Origin of the sequence: Pseudomonas tensinigenes (assembly GCF_014268445.2) — a bacterium.
Taxonomy (GTDB): domain Bacteria; phylum Pseudomonadota; class Gammaproteobacteria; order Pseudomonadales; family Pseudomonadaceae; genus Aquipseudomonas; species Aquipseudomonas tensinigenes.
This window is the reverse complement of sequence record NZ_CP077089.1, coordinates 5,197,480-5,214,239: the sequence shown is the minus strand read 5'-3', so window position 1 is coordinate 5,214,239 and position 16,760 is coordinate 5,197,480. Positions and strand designations below refer to the sequence as shown.

General features: G+C 57.1%; 16 protein-coding genes and 1 tRNA gene. 11 read left to right on the top strand and 6 right to left on the bottom strand.

The genetic code is table 11. From position 1 onward, the window contains the following. The first annotated feature begins 18 nt into the window (after window positions 1–18). Window positions 19–95: transfer RNA gene (locus tag HU718_RS23145), tRNA-Arg, on the top strand. 84 nt (window positions 96–179) lie between these two features. On the opposite strand, the gene HU718_RS23140 is transcribed toward HU718_RS23145, so the two are convergent. After that, complete coding sequence (locus HU718_RS23140; RefSeq protein WP_186614591.1) at window positions 180–1,541, bottom strand: lysozyme inhibitor LprI family protein; 1,362 nt, start codon at window positions 1,539–1,541, stop codon at window positions 180–182. 210 nt (window positions 1,542–1,751) lie between these two features. On the opposite strand from HU718_RS23140, the gene HU718_RS23135 reads away from it, so the two are divergent. The 4 genes from HU718_RS23135 (at window position 1,752) to HU718_RS23120 (ending at window position 6,935) form a co-directional block, all read left to right on the top strand. Further along, entirely contained in the window at window positions 1,752–3,356 is a 1,605-nt protein-coding gene (locus HU718_RS23135) for a tetratricopeptide repeat-containing response regulator (RefSeq protein ID WP_186614593.1), read from the top strand. Further along, window positions 3,353–4,045, top strand: coding sequence for a sensor histidine kinase (locus HU718_RS23130; RefSeq protein ID WP_186614596.1), 693 nt, complete (start codon window positions 3,353–3,355; stop codon window positions 4,043–4,045). The genes HU718_RS23135 and HU718_RS23130 overlap by 4 nt, the downstream gene beginning before the upstream one ends. A gap of 200 nt (window positions 4,046–4,245) precedes the next feature. Then, window positions 4,246–5,487 (top strand): glutamine synthetase family protein, encoded by a 1,242-nt coding sequence (locus tag HU718_RS23125; RefSeq protein ID WP_186614709.1) that lies wholly within the window; start codon window positions 4,246–4,248, stop codon window positions 5,485–5,487. Window positions 5,488–5,555: 68 nt separating this feature from the next. Next, window positions 5,556–6,935: an MFS transporter gene (locus tag HU718_RS23120; RefSeq protein WP_110718737.1), complete on the top strand. Its 1,380-nt coding sequence runs from the start codon at window positions 5,556–5,558 to the stop codon at window positions 6,933–6,935. 72 nt (window positions 6,936–7,007) lie between these two features. Here the strand turns inward: HU718_RS23120 and HU718_RS23115 are convergent, their stop codons facing one another. From HU718_RS23115 to flgA, 4 genes are all read right to left on the bottom strand, one after another. Further along, complete coding sequence (locus HU718_RS23115; protein ID WP_122604922.1) at window positions 7,008–7,754, bottom strand: flagellar brake protein; 747 nt, start codon at window positions 7,752–7,754, stop codon at window positions 7,008–7,010. An 88-nt stretch (window positions 7,755–7,842) separates the two neighbouring features. Continuing rightward, on the bottom strand, window positions 7,843–8,310 hold the full coding sequence (locus tag HU718_RS23110) for a flagella synthesis protein FlgN (RefSeq protein WP_095123062.1): 468 nt from the start codon (window positions 8,308–8,310) through the stop codon (window positions 7,843–7,845). A gap of 48 nt (window positions 8,311–8,358) precedes the next feature. After that, window positions 8,359–8,685: a flagellar biosynthesis anti-sigma factor FlgM gene (gene flgM, locus HU718_RS23105; protein ID WP_007960324.1), complete on the bottom strand. Its 327-nt coding sequence runs from the start codon at window positions 8,683–8,685 to the stop codon at window positions 8,359–8,361. 148 nt (window positions 8,686–8,833) lie between these two features. After that, complete coding sequence (gene flgA / locus HU718_RS23100; RefSeq protein ID WP_095123060.1) at window positions 8,834–9,595, bottom strand: flagellar basal body P-ring formation chaperone FlgA; 762 nt, start codon at window positions 9,593–9,595, stop codon at window positions 8,834–8,836. A gap of 82 nt (window positions 9,596–9,677) precedes the next feature. On the opposite strand from flgA, the gene HU718_RS23095 reads away from it, so the two are divergent. The 6 genes from HU718_RS23095 (at window position 9,678) to flgE (ending at window position 14,826) form a co-directional block, all read left to right on the top strand. Beyond that, window positions 9,678–10,610: a chemotaxis protein CheV gene (locus tag HU718_RS23095; protein WP_007917585.1), complete on the top strand. Its 933-nt coding sequence runs from the start codon at window positions 9,678–9,680 to the stop codon at window positions 10,608–10,610. A 46-nt stretch (window positions 10,611–10,656) separates the two neighbouring features. Continuing rightward, window positions 10,657–11,484 (top strand): protein-glutamate O-methyltransferase CheR, encoded by an 828-nt coding sequence (cheR, locus tag HU718_RS23090; protein WP_007917583.1) that lies wholly within the window; start codon window positions 10,657–10,659, stop codon window positions 11,482–11,484. 368 nt (window positions 11,485–11,852) lie between these two features. Further along, window positions 11,853–12,260, top strand: coding sequence for a flagellar basal body rod protein FlgB (gene flgB / locus HU718_RS23085; RefSeq protein WP_007917581.1), 408 nt, complete (start codon window positions 11,853–11,855; stop codon window positions 12,258–12,260). 3 nt (window positions 12,261–12,263) lie between these two features. Continuing rightward, the gene (gene flgC / locus HU718_RS23080; RefSeq protein WP_053122816.1) at window positions 12,264–12,707 is read left to right on the top strand and encodes a flagellar basal body rod protein FlgC; all 444 of its coding nucleotides are present in this window, start codon (window positions 12,264–12,266) and stop codon (window positions 12,705–12,707) included. Window positions 12,708–12,722: 15 nt separating this feature from the next. Further along, window positions 12,723–13,448: a flagellar hook assembly protein FlgD gene (flgD, locus tag HU718_RS23075; protein ID WP_038369493.1), complete on the top strand. Its 726-nt coding sequence runs from the start codon at window positions 12,723–12,725 to the stop codon at window positions 13,446–13,448. A 31-nt stretch (window positions 13,449–13,479) separates the two neighbouring features. Further along, on the top strand, window positions 13,480–14,826 hold the full coding sequence (gene flgE / locus HU718_RS23070; protein ID WP_186614598.1) for a flagellar hook protein FlgE: 1,347 nt from the start codon (window positions 13,480–13,482) through the stop codon (window positions 14,824–14,826). A gap of 1,251 nt (window positions 14,827–16,077) precedes the next feature. Here flgE and HU718_RS23065 read toward each other — a convergent pair. Then, a complete protein-coding gene (locus tag HU718_RS23065) occupies window positions 16,078–16,716 on the bottom strand; it encodes a hypothetical protein (protein WP_177035187.1) in 639 nt (212 codons plus the stop codon). Between the last annotated feature and the right edge of the window lie 44 nt (window positions 16,717–16,760).

The window sequence follows — 16,760 nt, the reverse complement described above, 5'->3', positions numbered from 1 at the left end:
GGCCGCGACAAACTCAGTGTCTCAGTAGCTCAATTGGATAGAGCATCCCCCTCCTAAGGGGAAGGTTGGCAGTTCGAACCTGCCCTGGGACACCATCATTCAGAGCATTGCAAAATGCTCGCAAAAAAAGCCCCGCGCAGAGCGATCTACCGGGGCTTTTTCATTTCATTCAGCGCTGCCTAGTTCGCCGCGCCACCCTCAGCCTTGCCTATCGAAGTGCTGACTTGGGTGATGTGGCGGCGGCCATTGACCGTGTAACTTTGTGCCTGTTCTTCAGACCCCGGTTTACGCAGGGTCAGTTGAGCGAACAGCCCGTCTTTTTCATCGTAGGTGCCATACCAATTGATCAGTCTGGCGATAAAGCAGTCATCGCCAAGGATCACCGGAACGTCAGCGACCGGTTCAATCGCGTAGTAACTTGCACCGTAACTGTAATAGTCGTCGTCCCCGGGGCCTGACGCAGGGATTGGGCAGATCGGTTTGGAGTTCGTTGTTTGGTTATTGCCTATTTTGGCCAAGCTTTGCATGAGCGCCTTTTGCACCGCAGGTTCAAGTTCATAGGCTGTCGGATTGTCCTGATTCGCCTGCGTGCGAGGCACGTTCAGTTGATAACGATACTGCACCGTTATCGTCGGGACCTGACGGTTGATCTGCAGGGGATTGAGCAGATAGACCTTATCAACACCGTAGGCGCTGTCTCGGTAGGCGGCGTAGATTCTTCCATGCACTTTGATCCAGTTGACCGCTTGGTTGGCGCCGCGATCATTGGTGTAGAAAAGGGTTGTCTCGGCGTTGGCTTCGGGAGCCGCTTTGGCGCCACGTCTGGTGAACCTGGTGCCCGTACCGCGCCAGGTTTCTGTATATGAGAACAACCCTGTACCGCCGGAATACGTTTCAACGATCAGGTCGCGCAGCCCATCGCCATCCAGATCGGTGAGGATATAAGTTGTCTGGCCTGTGTCGGCGGCCCCCGTGATGTTGGACGCAGTCAATGCCTTCCATTCATCCTGACTCACCCCATTCGGAATCGTCTCGGGAAAGTGCGTTTGCTCATCGTCATCGGGGATGCCGGCAAAAGACGTTGTATCGAGGTTTACCGTGAATGCGTCAAGGGTCTTCTCCAGTGCAAACTCGGGATCAACCTTGCGCGCTGCCTCAATACGCTGCTGCAGTTGCGCCATCACTTGTTTGTCTATCTCATCGGGCAAGTACGCCAGCGTATCGATCCATTGCGCTTGCAGCGATTCCAGGCGTTCGCGATAACGCTGGTTCAGGCAGCTGACATCCTCAGCACATTGGTTGCGGTCCTTTAGCCAAAGGCGTTGAGTGCTTTTCAGCTCGGCCTTTTCATCTGGCATGGACCTCATGAGTTTGCTGTAGGTAGCGCCCATCTGCGTATCCAGCGCATACAACCCTTTATCCGCACAAACAGCGTTCTCAACCGCACTCACCGCTTTCGCACAATCCATTCCGGCCGCCATCGCCTGCTGGAAAAACAGCAGCGCACAGGCGGACACGATGCAACGTCCTTTGATGTACACGAGGTAAACCTTGTAGTGGAAAGGTAAGAAGCCGCGCAGAGTAATCGCAGTACGAGGAATCTTGAAGCGCCGGCTTCAGGGAACGCCACTTGTGGCCGATAACCCACTCGGTGACTTAAAAGTCGCGTGAATTAGCTTGATAGCATTTGGCCGGCAGCTATCATCTGCGCGCCTGAAATTGCCCTCACTTCAATTGCCTGGAAATCTTCGATGCTGTCGTATCACCAAAAGAGTTTTCTGATCGTCGATGATTTCTCGGATTTCCGCAGTTCCGTCCGTTCGATGCTGCGTGAGCTTGGGGTCAAGGACGTCGACACCGCCGACACCGGTGAGCAGGCGCTGAAGATGTGTGCGCAGAAGACCTACGATTTCATCCTGCAGGATTTCCATCTCGGCGACGGCAAGAAGAACGGCCAGCAGGTGCTTGAAGACCTGATGCTGGAAAAGCTGATCAGCCATGAAGCGGTGTTTGTCATGGTCACTGCCGAGACCAGTCAGGCGATGGTGCTCAGTGCTCTGGAGCACGAACCGGATGCGTACCTGACCAAGCCCTTCAACCGTTCCGGCCTGGCCCAGCGCCTGGAGCGTCTGGAGCAGCGCAAGACCTTGCTCAAACCGATTCTGCAAGCGCTCGACCGTGGCAAACCGGTTGAGGTACTTAACGCCTGCATCGCGTTGTGCAAGCAGGACATCCGCTACTCGCCGTTGTGCCTGCGTTACCGTGCCGATGCGTTGCGTGATCTCAATCAGAACGAGGCGCTGGAGCGTCTCTATGACGGCATCATTGCTGATCGACCATTGCCGTGGGCGTTTGCCGGGTTGGGCAAGTTGTTGTTCAAACGCGGGCAGATTGCGCAGGCCAAAGGCGTTTACGAAAAAGCCCTGAAGGTGTTTCCGATGATGCCGTCGCTGTATGACGGCATGGCCGATGTGCTGGTGGCTGAGGGTGATACCAAGGGCGCGCAACGGGTGCTTGAAGAGGCGATTCGCTTGTCGCCGCTGGCGGTGCGTCGGCAGGCGTTGCTCGGCAAACTGGCGATGACTAACGAAGATTTTGACACGGCCTCGCGGGCGTACCGTCAGGCTGTGGCGCAGGGTGCGCAGTCGCGCTTCAAGGATCCGGAAAGCAACTTGGGTCTTGCCCATGCGCTGATCAGCAAGGGCAGTGATCGCGGGCTCGACACGCGCACGCGGCTGGAGATCAACACCACCCTCAGCGCCGTGGCCAAAGAGAACCCGACGGATCCGGGCCTGCAGATTCGTGCACGCCTGATGAAGGCCACCAGCCTGCTGCTCAACGATGCCGAGACTGCCGACAAGCTCACCGAGCAAGCCATGATGCGCCTCGACGGCATGGAGCAGTTCATGAGCCCGGAAGCGGCGTTGTTGGTCGCCAAGCAGTTGCAGATGCTCGGTCAGGCCGAAGCGGGCACCTCGATGCTCAAGAGCTGTGCGGAAATCTACGGCGACGACCCGGCGGTGATGAAAGACATCGCCAAGCTCACCGATGATCCGACGATCCTCAGTTCCAGCAATGCCGCCGCCGACCTCAACCGTCAGGGCGTGCGCGTGTACAAGACCGGCAACCTGGTGGAGGCCCGCGAGGTCTTCCGCAAGGCGCTGAAGATGCAACCGAAGAACATCAGTATCGCGCTGAACATGGCCCAGTCGCTGCTCCACGGTACCGACACCAGTGTGCCGTCGGCGGAGCTGGAAGAATGTCGGGCCTGCCTGAAAATGGTCGGCCTGATGCCCGACACCGACGCGCGTTTTGCGCGTTATCAGAAGCTGAAAAGCAAGGCGTTTGGCGAATGAACCAAGACGAGCAGGCTCTGGATTTTTCCACGGTGATCGCCTCCACCGTCCACGACATGAAGAACTCGCTGGCCATGCTCATGCAGGCCCACAGCCAGTGGCTGGCGCGGTTGCCAGAGGCCCAGCGCCAAGGCACGGAGCAGGGCGTGATCGACTTCGAGTTCGCCCACCTCAACGGCATGTTGGTGCAACTGCTCGGGCTGTATAAGCTCGGCGTTAACCAGATGCCACTGCAACCGGCCTATCACGAGCTCGACGATTTCATCGAAGCGCAACTGGCGGCGCATCAAGAGGTGTTCGCCAGTCGCGGCATCGTCGCCACCTATGAAGTCGATCCGCTGAGCCCGCTGGGCTTCTTTGACCGAGAACTGATTGCGTCGGTGCTGGGCAACTGCATCAACAATGCGATTCGTTATGCGCGTGAATCGTTGCTCATCACCGTCAGCGACGAAGCCGGGCAATTGGTGCTGAGCATCAATGATGACGGCGACGGTTATCCGGTCGAGATGCTCGAGCGTCAGGCCGATTACGTGCAGGGCATCAATCACAGCAGCGGCAGCACCGGGCTTGGCCTGTATTTCGCTAATCGCATCGCCGCGCTGCATCAGCGCAATGGTGTCGAAGGTCGCACCGAAATCAGCAACGGCGGACCGCTCGGCGGCGGGGTGTTCAGCCTTTATCTGCCGTGACACGGGTTTTTGTTTGACGCTGCTTGATATTCCGAACAGCCGGAGCCTATTTTGTACGGGTCGCCGTTCGCGGCTCGCACAATAACAAGGATTGCGTCATGACAAGCGATGGCCAGCGTTCACTCGCGCAGCGACTGACGGGCATTGATGAGATTGAATGTGTCACGCCGGATTTGAACGGCGTACCACGGGGCAAGGTGATGACCGCCGAGGGTTTCCTCGAAGGGCGGCGTTTGCAGCTGGCGCGTGGCGTGCTGCTGCAATGCATCATGGGCGGATATCCAGCGGCGCGGTTTTACGGCAGCGATGACGGCGATCTCGCGCTGATTGCCGAACCGACCCAGATCCATCGTTTGCCATGGAGTGACGAGCCGCGTGCCCTGGCCATTTGCGACGCCGATGAACTGACCGGCGAAAGCTCCAACCTGTCGACCCGGGGGCAACTCAAAGCGGTCATCGCTCGGTATGCGGCACGCGGTCTGGCGCCGGTGGTGGCCACCGAACTGGAGTTCTTCGTGTTCGCGCCGAACAGCGATCCGACTCAGCCGTTCCGTCCACCGGTTGGCCTCGATGGGCGCCGCGAGGAGGGGCAGTCAGCGTTCAGCGTCAGTTCCAATAACGGTCTGCGGCCGTTCTTCAATGAAGTCTATAAATGCATGGCGGCCCTCGGCCTGCCGCGCGATACCTTCATGCATGAGATGGGCGTCAGCCAGTTCGAGATCAATCTGCTGCACGGCGATCCGCTGTTGCTCGCCGACCAGACATTCCTGTTCAAGCACCTGCTCAAGGAAGTCGCCCTAAAGCATGGCCTGAGCGTGGTGTGCATGGCCAAGCCACTGGCGCACACGCCGGGCAGTTCAATGCATATTCATCAGAGCATCGTCGAGATCGGCAGTGGCAAGAATGTCTTCAGCGACGAAAGCGGTCAGCCAACCGCGATGTTCCGCCACTTCATCGCTGGGCAGCAGGCGGGCATGGCCGATTTCACCGCGTTGTTTGCACCGAATGTGAACTCCTATCAGCGCCTGTGCCACCCCTATGCGTCGCCGAATAATGCCTGCTGGTCCCATGACAATCGCGCCGCCGGTTTGCGTATTCCCGCCAGTTCGCCGGTCGCTCGTCGCGTGGAAAATCGTTTGCCGGGCGCCGATGCCAATCCGTATCTGGCGATTGCGGCCAGTCTGGCTGCGGGCTTGCATGGTATCGAGCATGAGTTGGAGCCGACAGAAGCCATTCAGGGTGAGTTCGACGTGCCGGACAATCTTTCGCTGCCGTGTACCTTGCACGCCGCGCTCGAGCGTCTGAAACGTAGCCAATTGGCGAGGGAACTGTTCGGACAGGAGTTCATCGAAGGCTACATCGCTTCGAAGACCATGGAGTTGACCAGCTTCTTTGATGAAATCACTCCCTGGGAACGGCGTGTTCTAGCAGCCCAGGCCTGACGAACTGTCGCCATCGGGCTATCGTTTGATAGCCCGGTATTTACTGCAAGGAGCCGCTCGGAACGCCGATGCGCCAAATCTGGAAATCCTTTCGAGCGCTGTATTTCGCCTCGCTGATGATGTTGATCGGCTCGGGCCTGCTATCCACTTATCTGGCCTTGCGGCTGGCCGCTGACAACGTCGACGGCCTCTGGGTCGGTGCGCTGATGGCGGCCAACTATTTCGGCCTGGTGCTGGGCGGCAAGATCGGTCACCGGTTGATCGCGCGGGTCGGGCATATCCGTGCTTATTCAGCGTGTGCCGGGATCGTCGGGGCGGCAGTGCTTGGCCACGGTCTGGTCGATTGGTTGCCGGCCTGGCTGGTGCTGCGGACCATCGTCGGTCTGGGCATGATGTGTCAGTACATGGTGATCGAGAGCTGGCTCAACGAGCAGGCGGATGCCAACCAGCGTGGTCTGGTGTTCAGCGGTTACATGATCGCTTCGTACCTTGGCCTGGTGTTGGGCCAACTGATTCTGGTCATGCACCCCGGGCTGGGTCTGGAACTGCTGATGCTGGTCGCGCTGTGCTTTGCGCTGTGTCTGGTGCCTGTGACGTTGACTCGGCGGATTCACCCGGCGCCCCTGCATCCGGCGCCGATGGAGCCGCGCTTCTTTATCAAACGGGTCCCGCAGTCGCTGAGTACGGTGCTTGGTGCCGGTTTGATCATCGGTTCGTTCTACGGTCTGGCACCGTTGTATGCCTCGCAACAAGGGCTGTCGACCGAGCAGGTCGGTCTGTTCATGGGTAGCTGCATCTTTGCCGGTTTGCTGGTGCAGTGGCCGTTGGGCTGGTTGTCCGATCGTTACGACCGGGCGCTGCTGATTCGCTGCTTTGCCGGGTTCCTGGCGGTGGCGGCGTTGCCGTTGGCGGTGCTGCCGCAGGTGCCGCTTGAGGTGTTGTTCGGGGTTGGCTTTCTCTGTTCGCTGGTGCAGTTCTGTCTGTATCCGTTGGCGGTAGCGTTTTCCAATGACCACGTGGAAGGGGATCGCCGGGTGTCGCTGACAGCAATGTTGTTGGTGACCTACGGGGTCGGCGCGAGCATCGGGCCGTTGCTCGCGGGTGTGCTGATGAAGTTGTTCGGCAGTCAGAGCCTGTATGCGTTCTTCAGCTTCTTCGCGCTGGTACTGGTGTGGCGGATCCGGCCGAAAGCCGTGACCAATCTGCATCAGGTCGACGACGCGCCGCTGCATCACGTGGCCATGCCGGACAGCATGTCCAGTTCGCCGCTGGTGGCAGCCCTCGATCCTCGGGTCGACGAGCAAGTGGTTCAGGAGCAGATGGTGCAGGACCCGGTGCAGACCCCGGCAAACCCCGAGCCTGAACCTGCTACGCCGTCAGAGCCTGGGGCAGAAGGCGAACCGGATACCGATAATCCTGCGCCTGATCTCAGCGGCGGCAGACCCTGAACTGAACAAAAACACCGTGCATAAAAAAGGGCAGTCCCACCAGGGACTGCCCTTTTTGTTGGTCGCTGCGAATCACATATCGTCTTTGTCGAAACGGCGTGCTTCACGTTGCAACTGATACACGAAACGCTCGACGTTACGTGCGGCCTGACCACTGATGTTGTGGAAACGCAGGCCGGCGAAGGTGATGTTGAGTTTTTCTTCGAAGTGCAGATAGCGCAGTTCGACGGAGGTCGGCTGGTTGCCGAACAGCGGCGGGGCGATCAAGCGGTCATAGACCTGGCCCAGTTGCAGGCGGTCAGTGATATCGCCTTCGAAGCGCAGCTTGCAGCCAGTCGCGGAGATATCCAGCAGTTTGCCGTTGATCGGCGCCTTGAGCTTTTCGCCGCCCAGTTCAACGCTGACCAGATCAGTCAGTTTCAGCGCGGCGCGGAAAGCATTGCGGCGCTGGTGGTAAACCACTTCGGTCGGTAGCTCGCCGGTGTAGAAACGGTCGCCGTCGGATTCTTCAATGTTCAGCGTGCCGGTGCATTCCCAGGCAATGCGCACACCGTCATGAAAACCCTCGACCTTGAACGGCTCGCCGGCCAGCAGAAAGCGTTCGCCATCACGCGGGATCATCTCGTCCAGTGCGATCGAAGCGCTGTCGCGGTCGACTTTGATCAGGTAGCTCTGGAAGCGCTGGCTGCGCTCATGAAAGGTGATGATCAGCGGATCGTGGCTTTCTTGCAGCTGGCGCAGGTTGCTGGAGATTTCCAGTGGCGTGGTGAGCACCTTAGGGGGCTGCGGAGCATCATCCGCGCTGAGGGCGTTGGACACGGTTTATCAATCTCCAGACAAAATATGACGACTAGCCAGCATTTTGCCAGCATGTTCCGCGGGTTGATAGAGCTGGCGCATCAACGGCTCATGCCTGGCTGAGCGGACGCGGTGTGGCGGGTTTGGCAAAAGTACCGCTGGCGTTATACAGCGCCGGCGCTTCACCACCGGTGAGGATCTTCAACTGATTGGCCGTGGCGGCCTGCTGGATCTGGATCGACTGACCATTCTTGAGGTTGGCGGCCTGGCATTGCGCGATCAGATCGGTCAATGCGTCGCCTTGCGTCAACAACTGCTCGCCAATGCTCGACTGGCCAGCCAATTGCTCAAGACCTGTACGATCAGTCGGCAGATTGAGGCTGGCGAGGATTTCGCTGCGTTTGCGGCCATGCTGTTCAAGCAGAATGATCAACGCCTGTTTGTGCGCCAGAATTTCTTCCAGCAGTGGCATGTCGCGACCGTGCAACGCGAGGGATTCGGTTTGCAACAACTCCAGCAATTGTTGAGCTGGAGCAAAGTCGTCGTTGATCAATTGCAATAAATTAGTGTCGTGCATGGCTGGCCTTGGGTTTTAAGCGTCCAAAAGCCTGGCGCAGGCAAAGGCCTAGCGCTGGGCTTCGAAGTTGAGCAGTTTGCTGGCTACACGGTTGCTGTCGACTTTATAGCTGCCATCGGCAATCGCGGCTTTCAACTCGGCCACACGGGCTTTGTCGACAGCAGGTTGATCGCGCAGCTTGTCAGTGACCTTCTGCAACTGTTGAGCCTCATTGCTGAGGTGTACCGATTCCCCGCTTTTTGCGGTACTGGCCTGTTCGGCCGGGGTATTCAGCGGCGCGGAGGTGCCGGTTTCGGCGGTTTCCTTGGCGTTGCTGGTACGTGTACTGCCCGTAAGTGACGAGGAGCTGTTCAAACGGCTGAAATCGATGACCATGATAAAAACCTCTGGGAATTTGGACGCTTGCCATGTTTTCGGCCATCCCCTGGAAAACTTTAGGCACATTTACAATGAGCCTTGCATGCGCCGGCGCTTGTCCTGCTGCGGCACAGTTTAGGGAACAGCCGGGGTCAGCGCCAGTTTTCTACATCGCCACTTCCACTTGGCCCGGCGCGGTGACTTGCGCCTTGATGACCCGTTGCGAGTTGAGGTTTTTTACGCGGATCTGCTCTTTCAAACCGCCATTGGCCAGCGCTTCGCCGGGCATGCGCACGGCGAGCGTGCCGCTGCGGGCGGTGATGACCACTTGATCGCCCTTGCGAATGACTTCCGCCTGTTCCAGATGAACCAGGGTAATGACCTGATCGGCTACCGTTGGTCGGGTCAATTTCTGCCCGATCGCTTCGTCTACCGAGGTCAGAAAGCCTTGGTTGATCGTGCTCACGTCGCGCTCACGCAGAGTCACGTCCTGTGGTTCGATAATCCCGGCACGTTTCAGCGGTCGGGTGGTTGTCACAATCTCGCGAAACAGGCGGACTTGAGCGGGCACGAACACAGTCCAGGGCGAGGCGCCTTCGCAGCGAACCTTCACGGTAACCCGGCCCAGCGGACGTGCCGGACTCTCCAAAGTAGCTGTCAATTCCTTGTCGCACATAGGCATGCGCATACGCGGGTCGAGCTGGTTGACTTCGATTTCGTAGCGGCCTTCCGTTTGACTGGTAGCCAGATAGTCTTCTACGGTGAACTCAAGAAAGCCCTGAGTGACGCCGATAAGCATGTCAGGCAAGGTAACCGCATCAGCAATGGCAGGGCTGCCAGCGAAAAAGCAGCAAATAGCGCCCGCAGCACAAAGCCCTCTGCGAAGGGGTGATGTCAGGCGTCGAAAAAATGTCGTTTGAGCGTTCATACGAGTTAAAAAGCAAGCGCCGTGCCGTTTAGCAATGAATGTGCGTCGCAACAACACTTGGCGTTGGTGTAGGAGTCTGGGCATGGCTGGTGTAATGGATTCGGTGAACCAGCGCACGCAACTGGTGGGGCAGAATCGCCTGGAGCTGTTGTTGTTCCGTCTTGACGGTCAGCAGCTCTATGGAATCAACGTGTTCAAGGTGCGGGAAGTGTTGCAGTGCCCGTCGCTGACGTTGATGCCCAAGTCCAGTCCTGTCGTGTGCGGGGTGGCAAATATCCGGGGGGCGACCATTCCGATCCTTGATCTGGCAATGGCCACCGGTTCCGGAGCGTTGAAGGACAAGAACAACCCGTTCGTGATCATCACGGAGTACAACACCAAGACCCAGGGTTTCCTGGTCCGCTCGGTGGAGCGCATCGTCAACATGAACTGGGAAGAGATTCATCCACCGCCCAAGGGCACGGGTCGCGATCATTACCTGACCGCTGTGACTCGGGTGGACAATCAGTTAGTCGAAATCATCGACGTCGAGAAAGTGCTGGCCGAAGTTGCGCCGACACCGGAAGCGATTTCGGTGGGCGTGGTCGATGTCGAGACCCAGACCAAGGCATTGTCGTTGCGTGTCTTGACGGTCGATGACTCGTCGGTGGCGCGCAAGCAGGTCACGCGTTGCCTGCAGACGATCGGTGTCGAAGTGGTGGCGCTGAACGATGGCAAGCAGGCGCTGGATTACCTGCGCAAGCTGGTCGACGAGGGCAAGAAGCCGGAAGAAGAGTTCCTGATGATGATTTCCGACATCGAGATGCCGGAGATGGACGGGTACACCCTGACGGCGGAAATCCGCGGCGACGCACGCATGCAAAAGCTTCACATCATCCTGCATACTTCGTTGTCCGGGGTATTCAATCAGGCGATGGTCAAGAAAGTCGGTGCCGATGACTTCCTGGCCAAGTTCCGCCCTGATGACCTGGCATCCCGGGTAGTCGACCGGATCAAAGCAGCAGATATCAGCTAGGAGCGTTTTGCTCCTGGCGGTCAACACGATTTAAGAGGCGGCATCATTGTCTACGGGTAATTTGGATTTCGAACAGTTCCGGGTCTTCCTGGAAAAAGCCTGTGGCATTTTGCTCGGTGAAAACAAGCAGTACCTGGTCTCGAGCCGTCTCAACAAACTGATGGAGCAGCAAGGCATCAAATCCCTGGGTGAGCTGGTTCAGCGCATCCAGACCCAGCCGCGCAGCGGTTTGCGCGAGCAGGTGGTCGATGCCATGACGACCAACGAAACCTTGTGGTTTCGGGATACCTATCCGTTTGAAGTCTTGAAGAACAAGGTGCTGCCTGAAGCGATCAAGGCCAGCCCCAACCAGCGTCTGCGGATCTGGTCGGCGGCGTGCTCGTCGGGCCAGGAACCGTACTCGCTGTCGATGTCGATCGACGAATTCGAGCGCAGCAACCTCGGCCAGTTGAAGATGGGTGTGCAGATCGTTGCCACTGATTTGTCCGGCCTGATGCTGACCAACTGCAAGACGGGCGAGTACGACAGCCTGGCAATCGGTCGCGGTTTGTCGCCGGAACGTCTGCAGCGTTACTTCGACCCGAAAGGGCCGGGGCGCTGGGTGATCAAGGCGCCGATCAAGAATCGCGTGGAGTTCCGCTCGTTCAACCTGCTCGACAGCTATGCCGCGCTGGGCAAGTTCGACATCGTGTTCTGCCGCAACGTGTTGATCTACTTCTCTGCCGAAGTGAAGAAAGACATCCTGTTGCGCATTCACAGCACGTTGAAGCCGGGCGGTTATCTGTTCCTTGGCGCTTCCGAGGCGCTGAATGGTTTGCCGGACCATTACCAGATGGTGCAGTGCAGCCCGGGGATCATTTACCAGGCGAAGTGATTGCATCGGCAACACAAAAAACGGCAGGCCCGCAAAGGCCTGCCGTTTTTTTATGCCCCAATTATTTCCCACGAACACCACAACCCCCCTGTGGGAGCGAGCCTGCTCGCGAAAGCAGTCTGTCAGTAAAACAGTTGGCGACTGACACGCCGCCTTCGCGAGCAGGCTCTCTCCCACAGGGATCTGCGTTGACCTGCAAGGACGGCAAGCGGCAGAAAAGCGGCATCCGGCGGAAACCGGTTGCCGCTTTTCTGGCATTGCCGCTTTGCCGACTCCCGGCAAAGCCCCGGTTTATAGGGGGATTATGGTTTGGCACGGTGCTTGCTAAAGCTCAGTTACGAAAAACCGGTCACCTGAAGGTTCCCGACATGAGCATCAGCTTCGATAAAGCGCTCGGCATTCACGAAAAGGCATTGGGCTTCCGCGCCCAGCGTGCCGAAGTGCTGGCCAACAACATCGCCAACGCCGATACCCCGAACTACAAGGCGCGGGATCTGGACTTCTCCAAAGTGCTTGAAGCACAGACCCAGAAGAACGCCAACGGCACCATCGCGTTGAACATGACCAACAGCCGTCACATCGAAGCTGAAGGCCTGGGCAACGGCGACGAATCGCTGATGTATCGCACGCCGATGCAACCTTCGATCGACCAGAACACCGTGGACGCCCAACTGGAACAGTCGAACTACGCGGAAAACGCCGTCGGCTTCCAGGCCAGCTTCACCCTGCTCAACAGCAAATTCAAAGGGCTGGTATCAGCCCTGCGCGGAGAGTAACTCATGTCCCTGTCCAGCGTTTTCAACATTGCCGGCAGCGGCATGAGCGCACAAACCACGCGTCTGAACACCGTGGCCTCGAACATCGCCAACGCCGAGACCGTCTCGTCGAGCATCGACCAGACCTATCGCGCCCGTCACCCGGTATTCGCCACCATGTTCCAGGGCGGCCAAAACGCTGGCAGCAACTCGCTGTTCCAGAGTCAGGACGCGGCCGGTCAGGGCGTACAGGTGCTCGGTGTGGTCGAAGACCAGAGCAACCTCGAAGCGCGCTACGAGCCGAATCATCCGGCGGCTGACGCCAAAGGCTACGTCTACTACCCGAACGTCAACGTGGTGGAAGAAATGGCTGACATGATTTCCGCGAGTCGTTCGTTCCAGACCAACGCCGAAATGATGAACACCGCCAAAACCATGATGCAGAAGGTACTGACCCTCGGTCAGTAATAAGGGGCGACTGCCATGAGTGTTACCGATACCACCAGCACCCCTAGTCTGAAAGACGTACTGGCCAACTCGTCGAAGACCAGCAGCACCACAACGGGCGGCATCGCTTCGGCGACCAACAGTGCCACCGGCGGGCAAGCGCTGGGCAAGGACGCGTTCCTGCAACTGCTGGTTACCCAGCTGAAAAACCAGAACCCGCTCGATCCGCAGGACAACAGCGCATTCGTTGCGCAGTTGGCGCAGTTCAGCAGCCTCGAAGGCATCACCACGCTCAACAGCACCGTGAGCGGCCTGGCCGGCAACTACAACTCGTCGCAGGCGCTGCAGGCGTCGTCGCTGGTCGGTCGCAACGTCATTGTGCAGACCAACACCGCGCAACTCGACGACCCGAGCAAAGGCCTGACCGGTTCGGTGAACCTGTCGACGTCCATTGCTGAGGGCACCGTGACCATCACCGACAGCAGCGGCAAGACGGTTCGCACCATCGATCTGGGCAGTCGCGCCGCTGGCAGTGCCAGCTTCACTTGGGACGGCAAGGACACGTCCGGCACCCTCGTGCCGACCGGTACCTACACCTTCAAGGCGAGCGCACCGATCAACGGCACCGCGACCGATCTGGCCACTTACCTGCCGGCAACGGTCAACAGCGTGACGATCAGCCAGACCGGTGGCGAGCTGATGCTCAACCTGGCTGGCAAGGGCTCCGTTGCCCTGTCCAAAGTACAAACCATTGGTATATAGAGCCGACTAACCGGCAACAAAGGAGTGGAATATGTCTTTCAATATCGGCCTTAGCGGTCTCTATGCAGCCAACAAACAACTGGACGTGACCGGCAACAACATCGCCAACGTCGCGACCGCCGGTTTCAAATCGTCCCGTGCAGAATTCGAAGACGTTTACTCGGCGACCCGCCTGGGCACCGGCAGCAAAGTCATCGGCAACGGTGTGCGCCTGGCCAACGTTTCCCAGCAGTTCACTCAGGGTGACATCAACAACACCGGTAACGTGTTGGACATGGGTATCAACGGTTCCGGCTTCTTCACCATGAGCAACAACGGTTCGATTTCCTACACCCGTGCCGGTACTTTCAAAGTCGACGACGCCGGTTTCATCACCAACACCGACTACACCTCGCGCCTGCAAGGTTACGCTGTGGATTCCAGCGGCAAGATCATCAAGGGCGTGTTGACCGACCTGAAGATCGACACCTCGAACCTGGCACCGAAGTCGACTTCGGCCGTGGGGTCGAGCATCAACCTGAACTCGTCGGCTCCCGTGATCGTTGATACCGGCGCCACCGCTGTCAAGTTCGATCCGTCCAAGGTCGAGACTTACACCGAGTCGTTCAGCACCCCGATCTATGACACGCAGGGCAACAAGCACAACATGGATCAGTACGTCGTGAAGACGGGCGAAAACACCTGGAAGGTGTACACGCTGGTGGACGGGCGCAACCCGGACGCGACCGGCAGTGATCCAAGCAAAGCTGCCACTCCGCCGATTGCATCGACTTTGACGTTCGACAGTTCCGGCAAGCTGCTTCAGGTCAGCACACCGAGCACTCTGCCGGCGCCGGCTCCGAACCCGATCATCAGCAGCGATCTGACACTGAAAAACTGGGTGCCGGGCACCGTGACCAATGGCAACTTCACGCCTAACGGCGCGGCTGCCAACCCGAATGGCGTGACTGTTTCCCTGGCCAAGACCACTCAGTACAACGCTGACACCTCGCGTACCATCCCGACTCAGGATGGTTACGCCACTGGCCAGATCACCAACCTGACCATCGACGGCACCGGTACGCTGTTCGCCAACTTCAGCAACAACCAGAACAAGGCGATCGGCCAGGTTGCACTGGCCAGCTTCACCAACGAACAAGGTCTGCAAGCAGTGGGCGGCACCAGCTGGAAGGAAACCTTCGCTTCGGGTATCCCGGGTTATGACGCTCCGGAAACCGGCACACTGGGTTCCATCCAGTCGAACTCGCTGGAAGAGTCGAACGTGAACCTGACCAATGAGCTGGTGGACCTGATCAAGGGCCAGAGCAACTATCAGGCGAACGCGAAGACCATTTCGACCCAGAGCACCATCATGCAGACCATCATTCAGATGACCTGATTCTGGTTTGAGTCGTACCCAGGAGCCCCTCGTTTCGAGGGGCTTTTTTGTGGGCGTGATAAGGGGGTGGAAGTTCTGCGGAACAGTTGTGCCGGAAGTATTCACTCTGCCTCCGTTCACCTGGACACCCAGAGTTCTCAGATACGGCGGGCGTGAGGGGGAAGGGCTTTTTCTCTCGGGCAAAAGAAAACCCCCGACACACCAGAGGTCTGTCGGGGGTTTCTCATTCAGGTGTCTTGCAACACCTGAACGCGCTCAGCTTATTGGCATAGTAGCCAGCTAGGAAGTGTATACTTTCCTGAGTCCGCCTAAAGTCGTGGCCTGCAGCGATTTAGTCGCTTGTATGGCGTTTGTTTTCGTATACTTTAGAGCGTTTTTTGGCGTTTCTAGGCTCGAAAGTATACGAAAATCGATCTGGGGGGCGTGGCATTATTTTTCACGTTTTGAGTCTATGGCCGTTTCCCAGACATCGGGAAGCCCTTCAGCTCCGAGCATCGGTTCATCTCCCTTAGATTTTGGCCCTGGGCTGTCATTGGGCTTTGCGGTAGGCCGTCACAACTCCGCATTCCAAGCGTCCATCGCCCCGATGAGAGTGTAGAACCACTCAAGCTATAACCCCACAAGGCCGTAGCAATTTGCCGATTTGTATCGGCGTCAAACCACGGCGGAAGACTATCCACATCGCCCAAAAATGGGCTGGCTGTTATGACGGTGTACTCACCGGTTTTTATAGATTTAAGGCATGCGTACCTTTACTGCCTCTCCGCTGGCGAGCCGACGCTAAGCAACAATTGCAGTCCAAGACATTTACTGGAGTTTCTCCAGTAGAGCCAGAATCGTACCCCATGAGTAGCGGATGGCCAACTGTGAGTTCCCGGCTTGTGGACAAGATGTTTGAGTTGCTCACGCGACGTAATTATTTGATCACGGATCTCTTCTGGATCTATAGAAATTACACCACCGGCGTTTAATGAAATAGTCTTAACCTTGTTAGAAGCCGTGATGAAATTTTGCTCACGCGTCTTTTTGCAATCGAGGCGTCGGTCGGAACTGATGAAATTCCAGAACTTTGAAATTAGCTTTAATGACGCACGTCCCGCTGACATAGTGGTTTGCCCGAATATAGAGTTCTGGAAAGCTATAATGACTCGCCAAGCATAATAGAGATATAGAAAAAATTACCGGTTGCTGAATTCTCAAGCCCCTCAGTTAAATTGAATTCGGGTAACAGATTGGTCATTTCCTACTACCTCAGATTACATATGCCAAGAACTCAATTGCTTCGTATGGATCAGAAAAACCGGTGAGGGCGGCTCCATAAGTTCGAGTTACCTCTAATGTTCGTTCAGATGCCTCATAATATAAGGAGACCTTGACCTTATCCAATACCAGCTTCTGATCACCTACCAGTTTTTCTGTCTTGGCCACCGCATCAGATCTGGATTCAACTGCAACTTTGAATGCTGAATCACCATCAAGGTTTACGAGTGCAGTCTGAGTTTTTACTGGCTTCAGAGTTGTAATTCGCTCTAACTTATCAAGCTTTTTAAACCAGTCGTAGACATCGAGCTTAGCGCCTTCGAAAGCGAAGGACTTGGGGAGTACGCGTCTGAGAGTCGTCGTAAAGCCTTTCATGCTTTGCGGAGGCGACTCGGCTATCACCTCATAGAGATTCAGCCCTTTTTCGCGAATATAAAACCTGAAGCTGAGATATTGAATAACGGTGTTCTGAAGGGAATTCCCATATACATCCGTCAAATCGCTGATCAAAGTGTTTTGCTCATGATATTTAGCGCTGAGCATTTTTTGGACGGGAGCTATTAGCTCCACGCCAGAGCCATAGTCGGGGTCAAACGGCGCTGCCGACATCAGGCTGTTCAGCTCGTCCATTGTCGAATTTATATGCAGTAAAAAAACCTTGAACCTTATAGTTC

Excerpts from the sequence above, each read along its gene's own strand:
- HU718_RS23135 (WP_186614593.1), top strand. The coding sequence starts at position 1,752 with ATGCTGTCGTATCACCAAAAGAGTTTTCTGATCGTCGATGATTTCTCG.
- HU718_RS23130 (WP_186614596.1), top strand. The coding sequence starts at position 3,353 with ATGAACCAAGACGAGCAGGCTCTGGATTTTTCCACGGTGATCGCCTCC.
- HU718_RS23125 (WP_186614709.1), top strand. The coding sequence starts at position 4,246 with ATGACCGCCGAGGGTTTCCTCGAAGGGCGGCGTTTGCAGCTGGCGCGT.
- HU718_RS23120 (WP_110718737.1), top strand. The coding sequence starts at position 5,556 with ATGCGCCAAATCTGGAAATCCTTTCGAGCGCTGTATTTCGCCTCGCTG.
- HU718_RS23110 (WP_095123062.1), bottom strand. The coding sequence starts at position 8,310 with ATGCACGACACTAATTTATTGCAATTGATCAACGACGACTTTGCTCCA.
- flgM (WP_007960324.1), bottom strand. The coding sequence starts at position 8,685 with ATGGTCATCGATTTCAGCCGTTTGAACAGCTCCTCGTCACTTACGGGC.
- flgA (WP_095123060.1), bottom strand. The coding sequence starts at position 9,595 with ATGAACGCTCAAACGACATTTTTTCGACGCCTGACATCACCCCTTCGC.
- HU718_RS23095 (WP_007917585.1), top strand. The coding sequence starts at position 9,678 with ATGGCTGGTGTAATGGATTCGGTGAACCAGCGCACGCAACTGGTGGGG.
- flgB (WP_007917581.1), top strand. The coding sequence starts at position 11,853 with ATGAGCATCAGCTTCGATAAAGCGCTCGGCATTCACGAAAAGGCATTG.
- flgC (WP_053122816.1), top strand. The coding sequence starts at position 12,264 with ATGTCCCTGTCCAGCGTTTTCAACATTGCCGGCAGCGGCATGAGCGCA.
- flgD (WP_038369493.1), top strand. The coding sequence starts at position 12,723 with ATGAGTGTTACCGATACCACCAGCACCCCTAGTCTGAAAGACGTACTG.
- flgE (WP_186614598.1), top strand. The coding sequence starts at position 13,480 with ATGTCTTTCAATATCGGCCTTAGCGGTCTCTATGCAGCCAACAAACAA.
- HU718_RS23065 (WP_177035187.1), bottom strand. The coding sequence starts at position 16,716 with ATGGACGAGCTGAACAGCCTGATGTCGGCAGCGCCGTTTGACCCCGAC.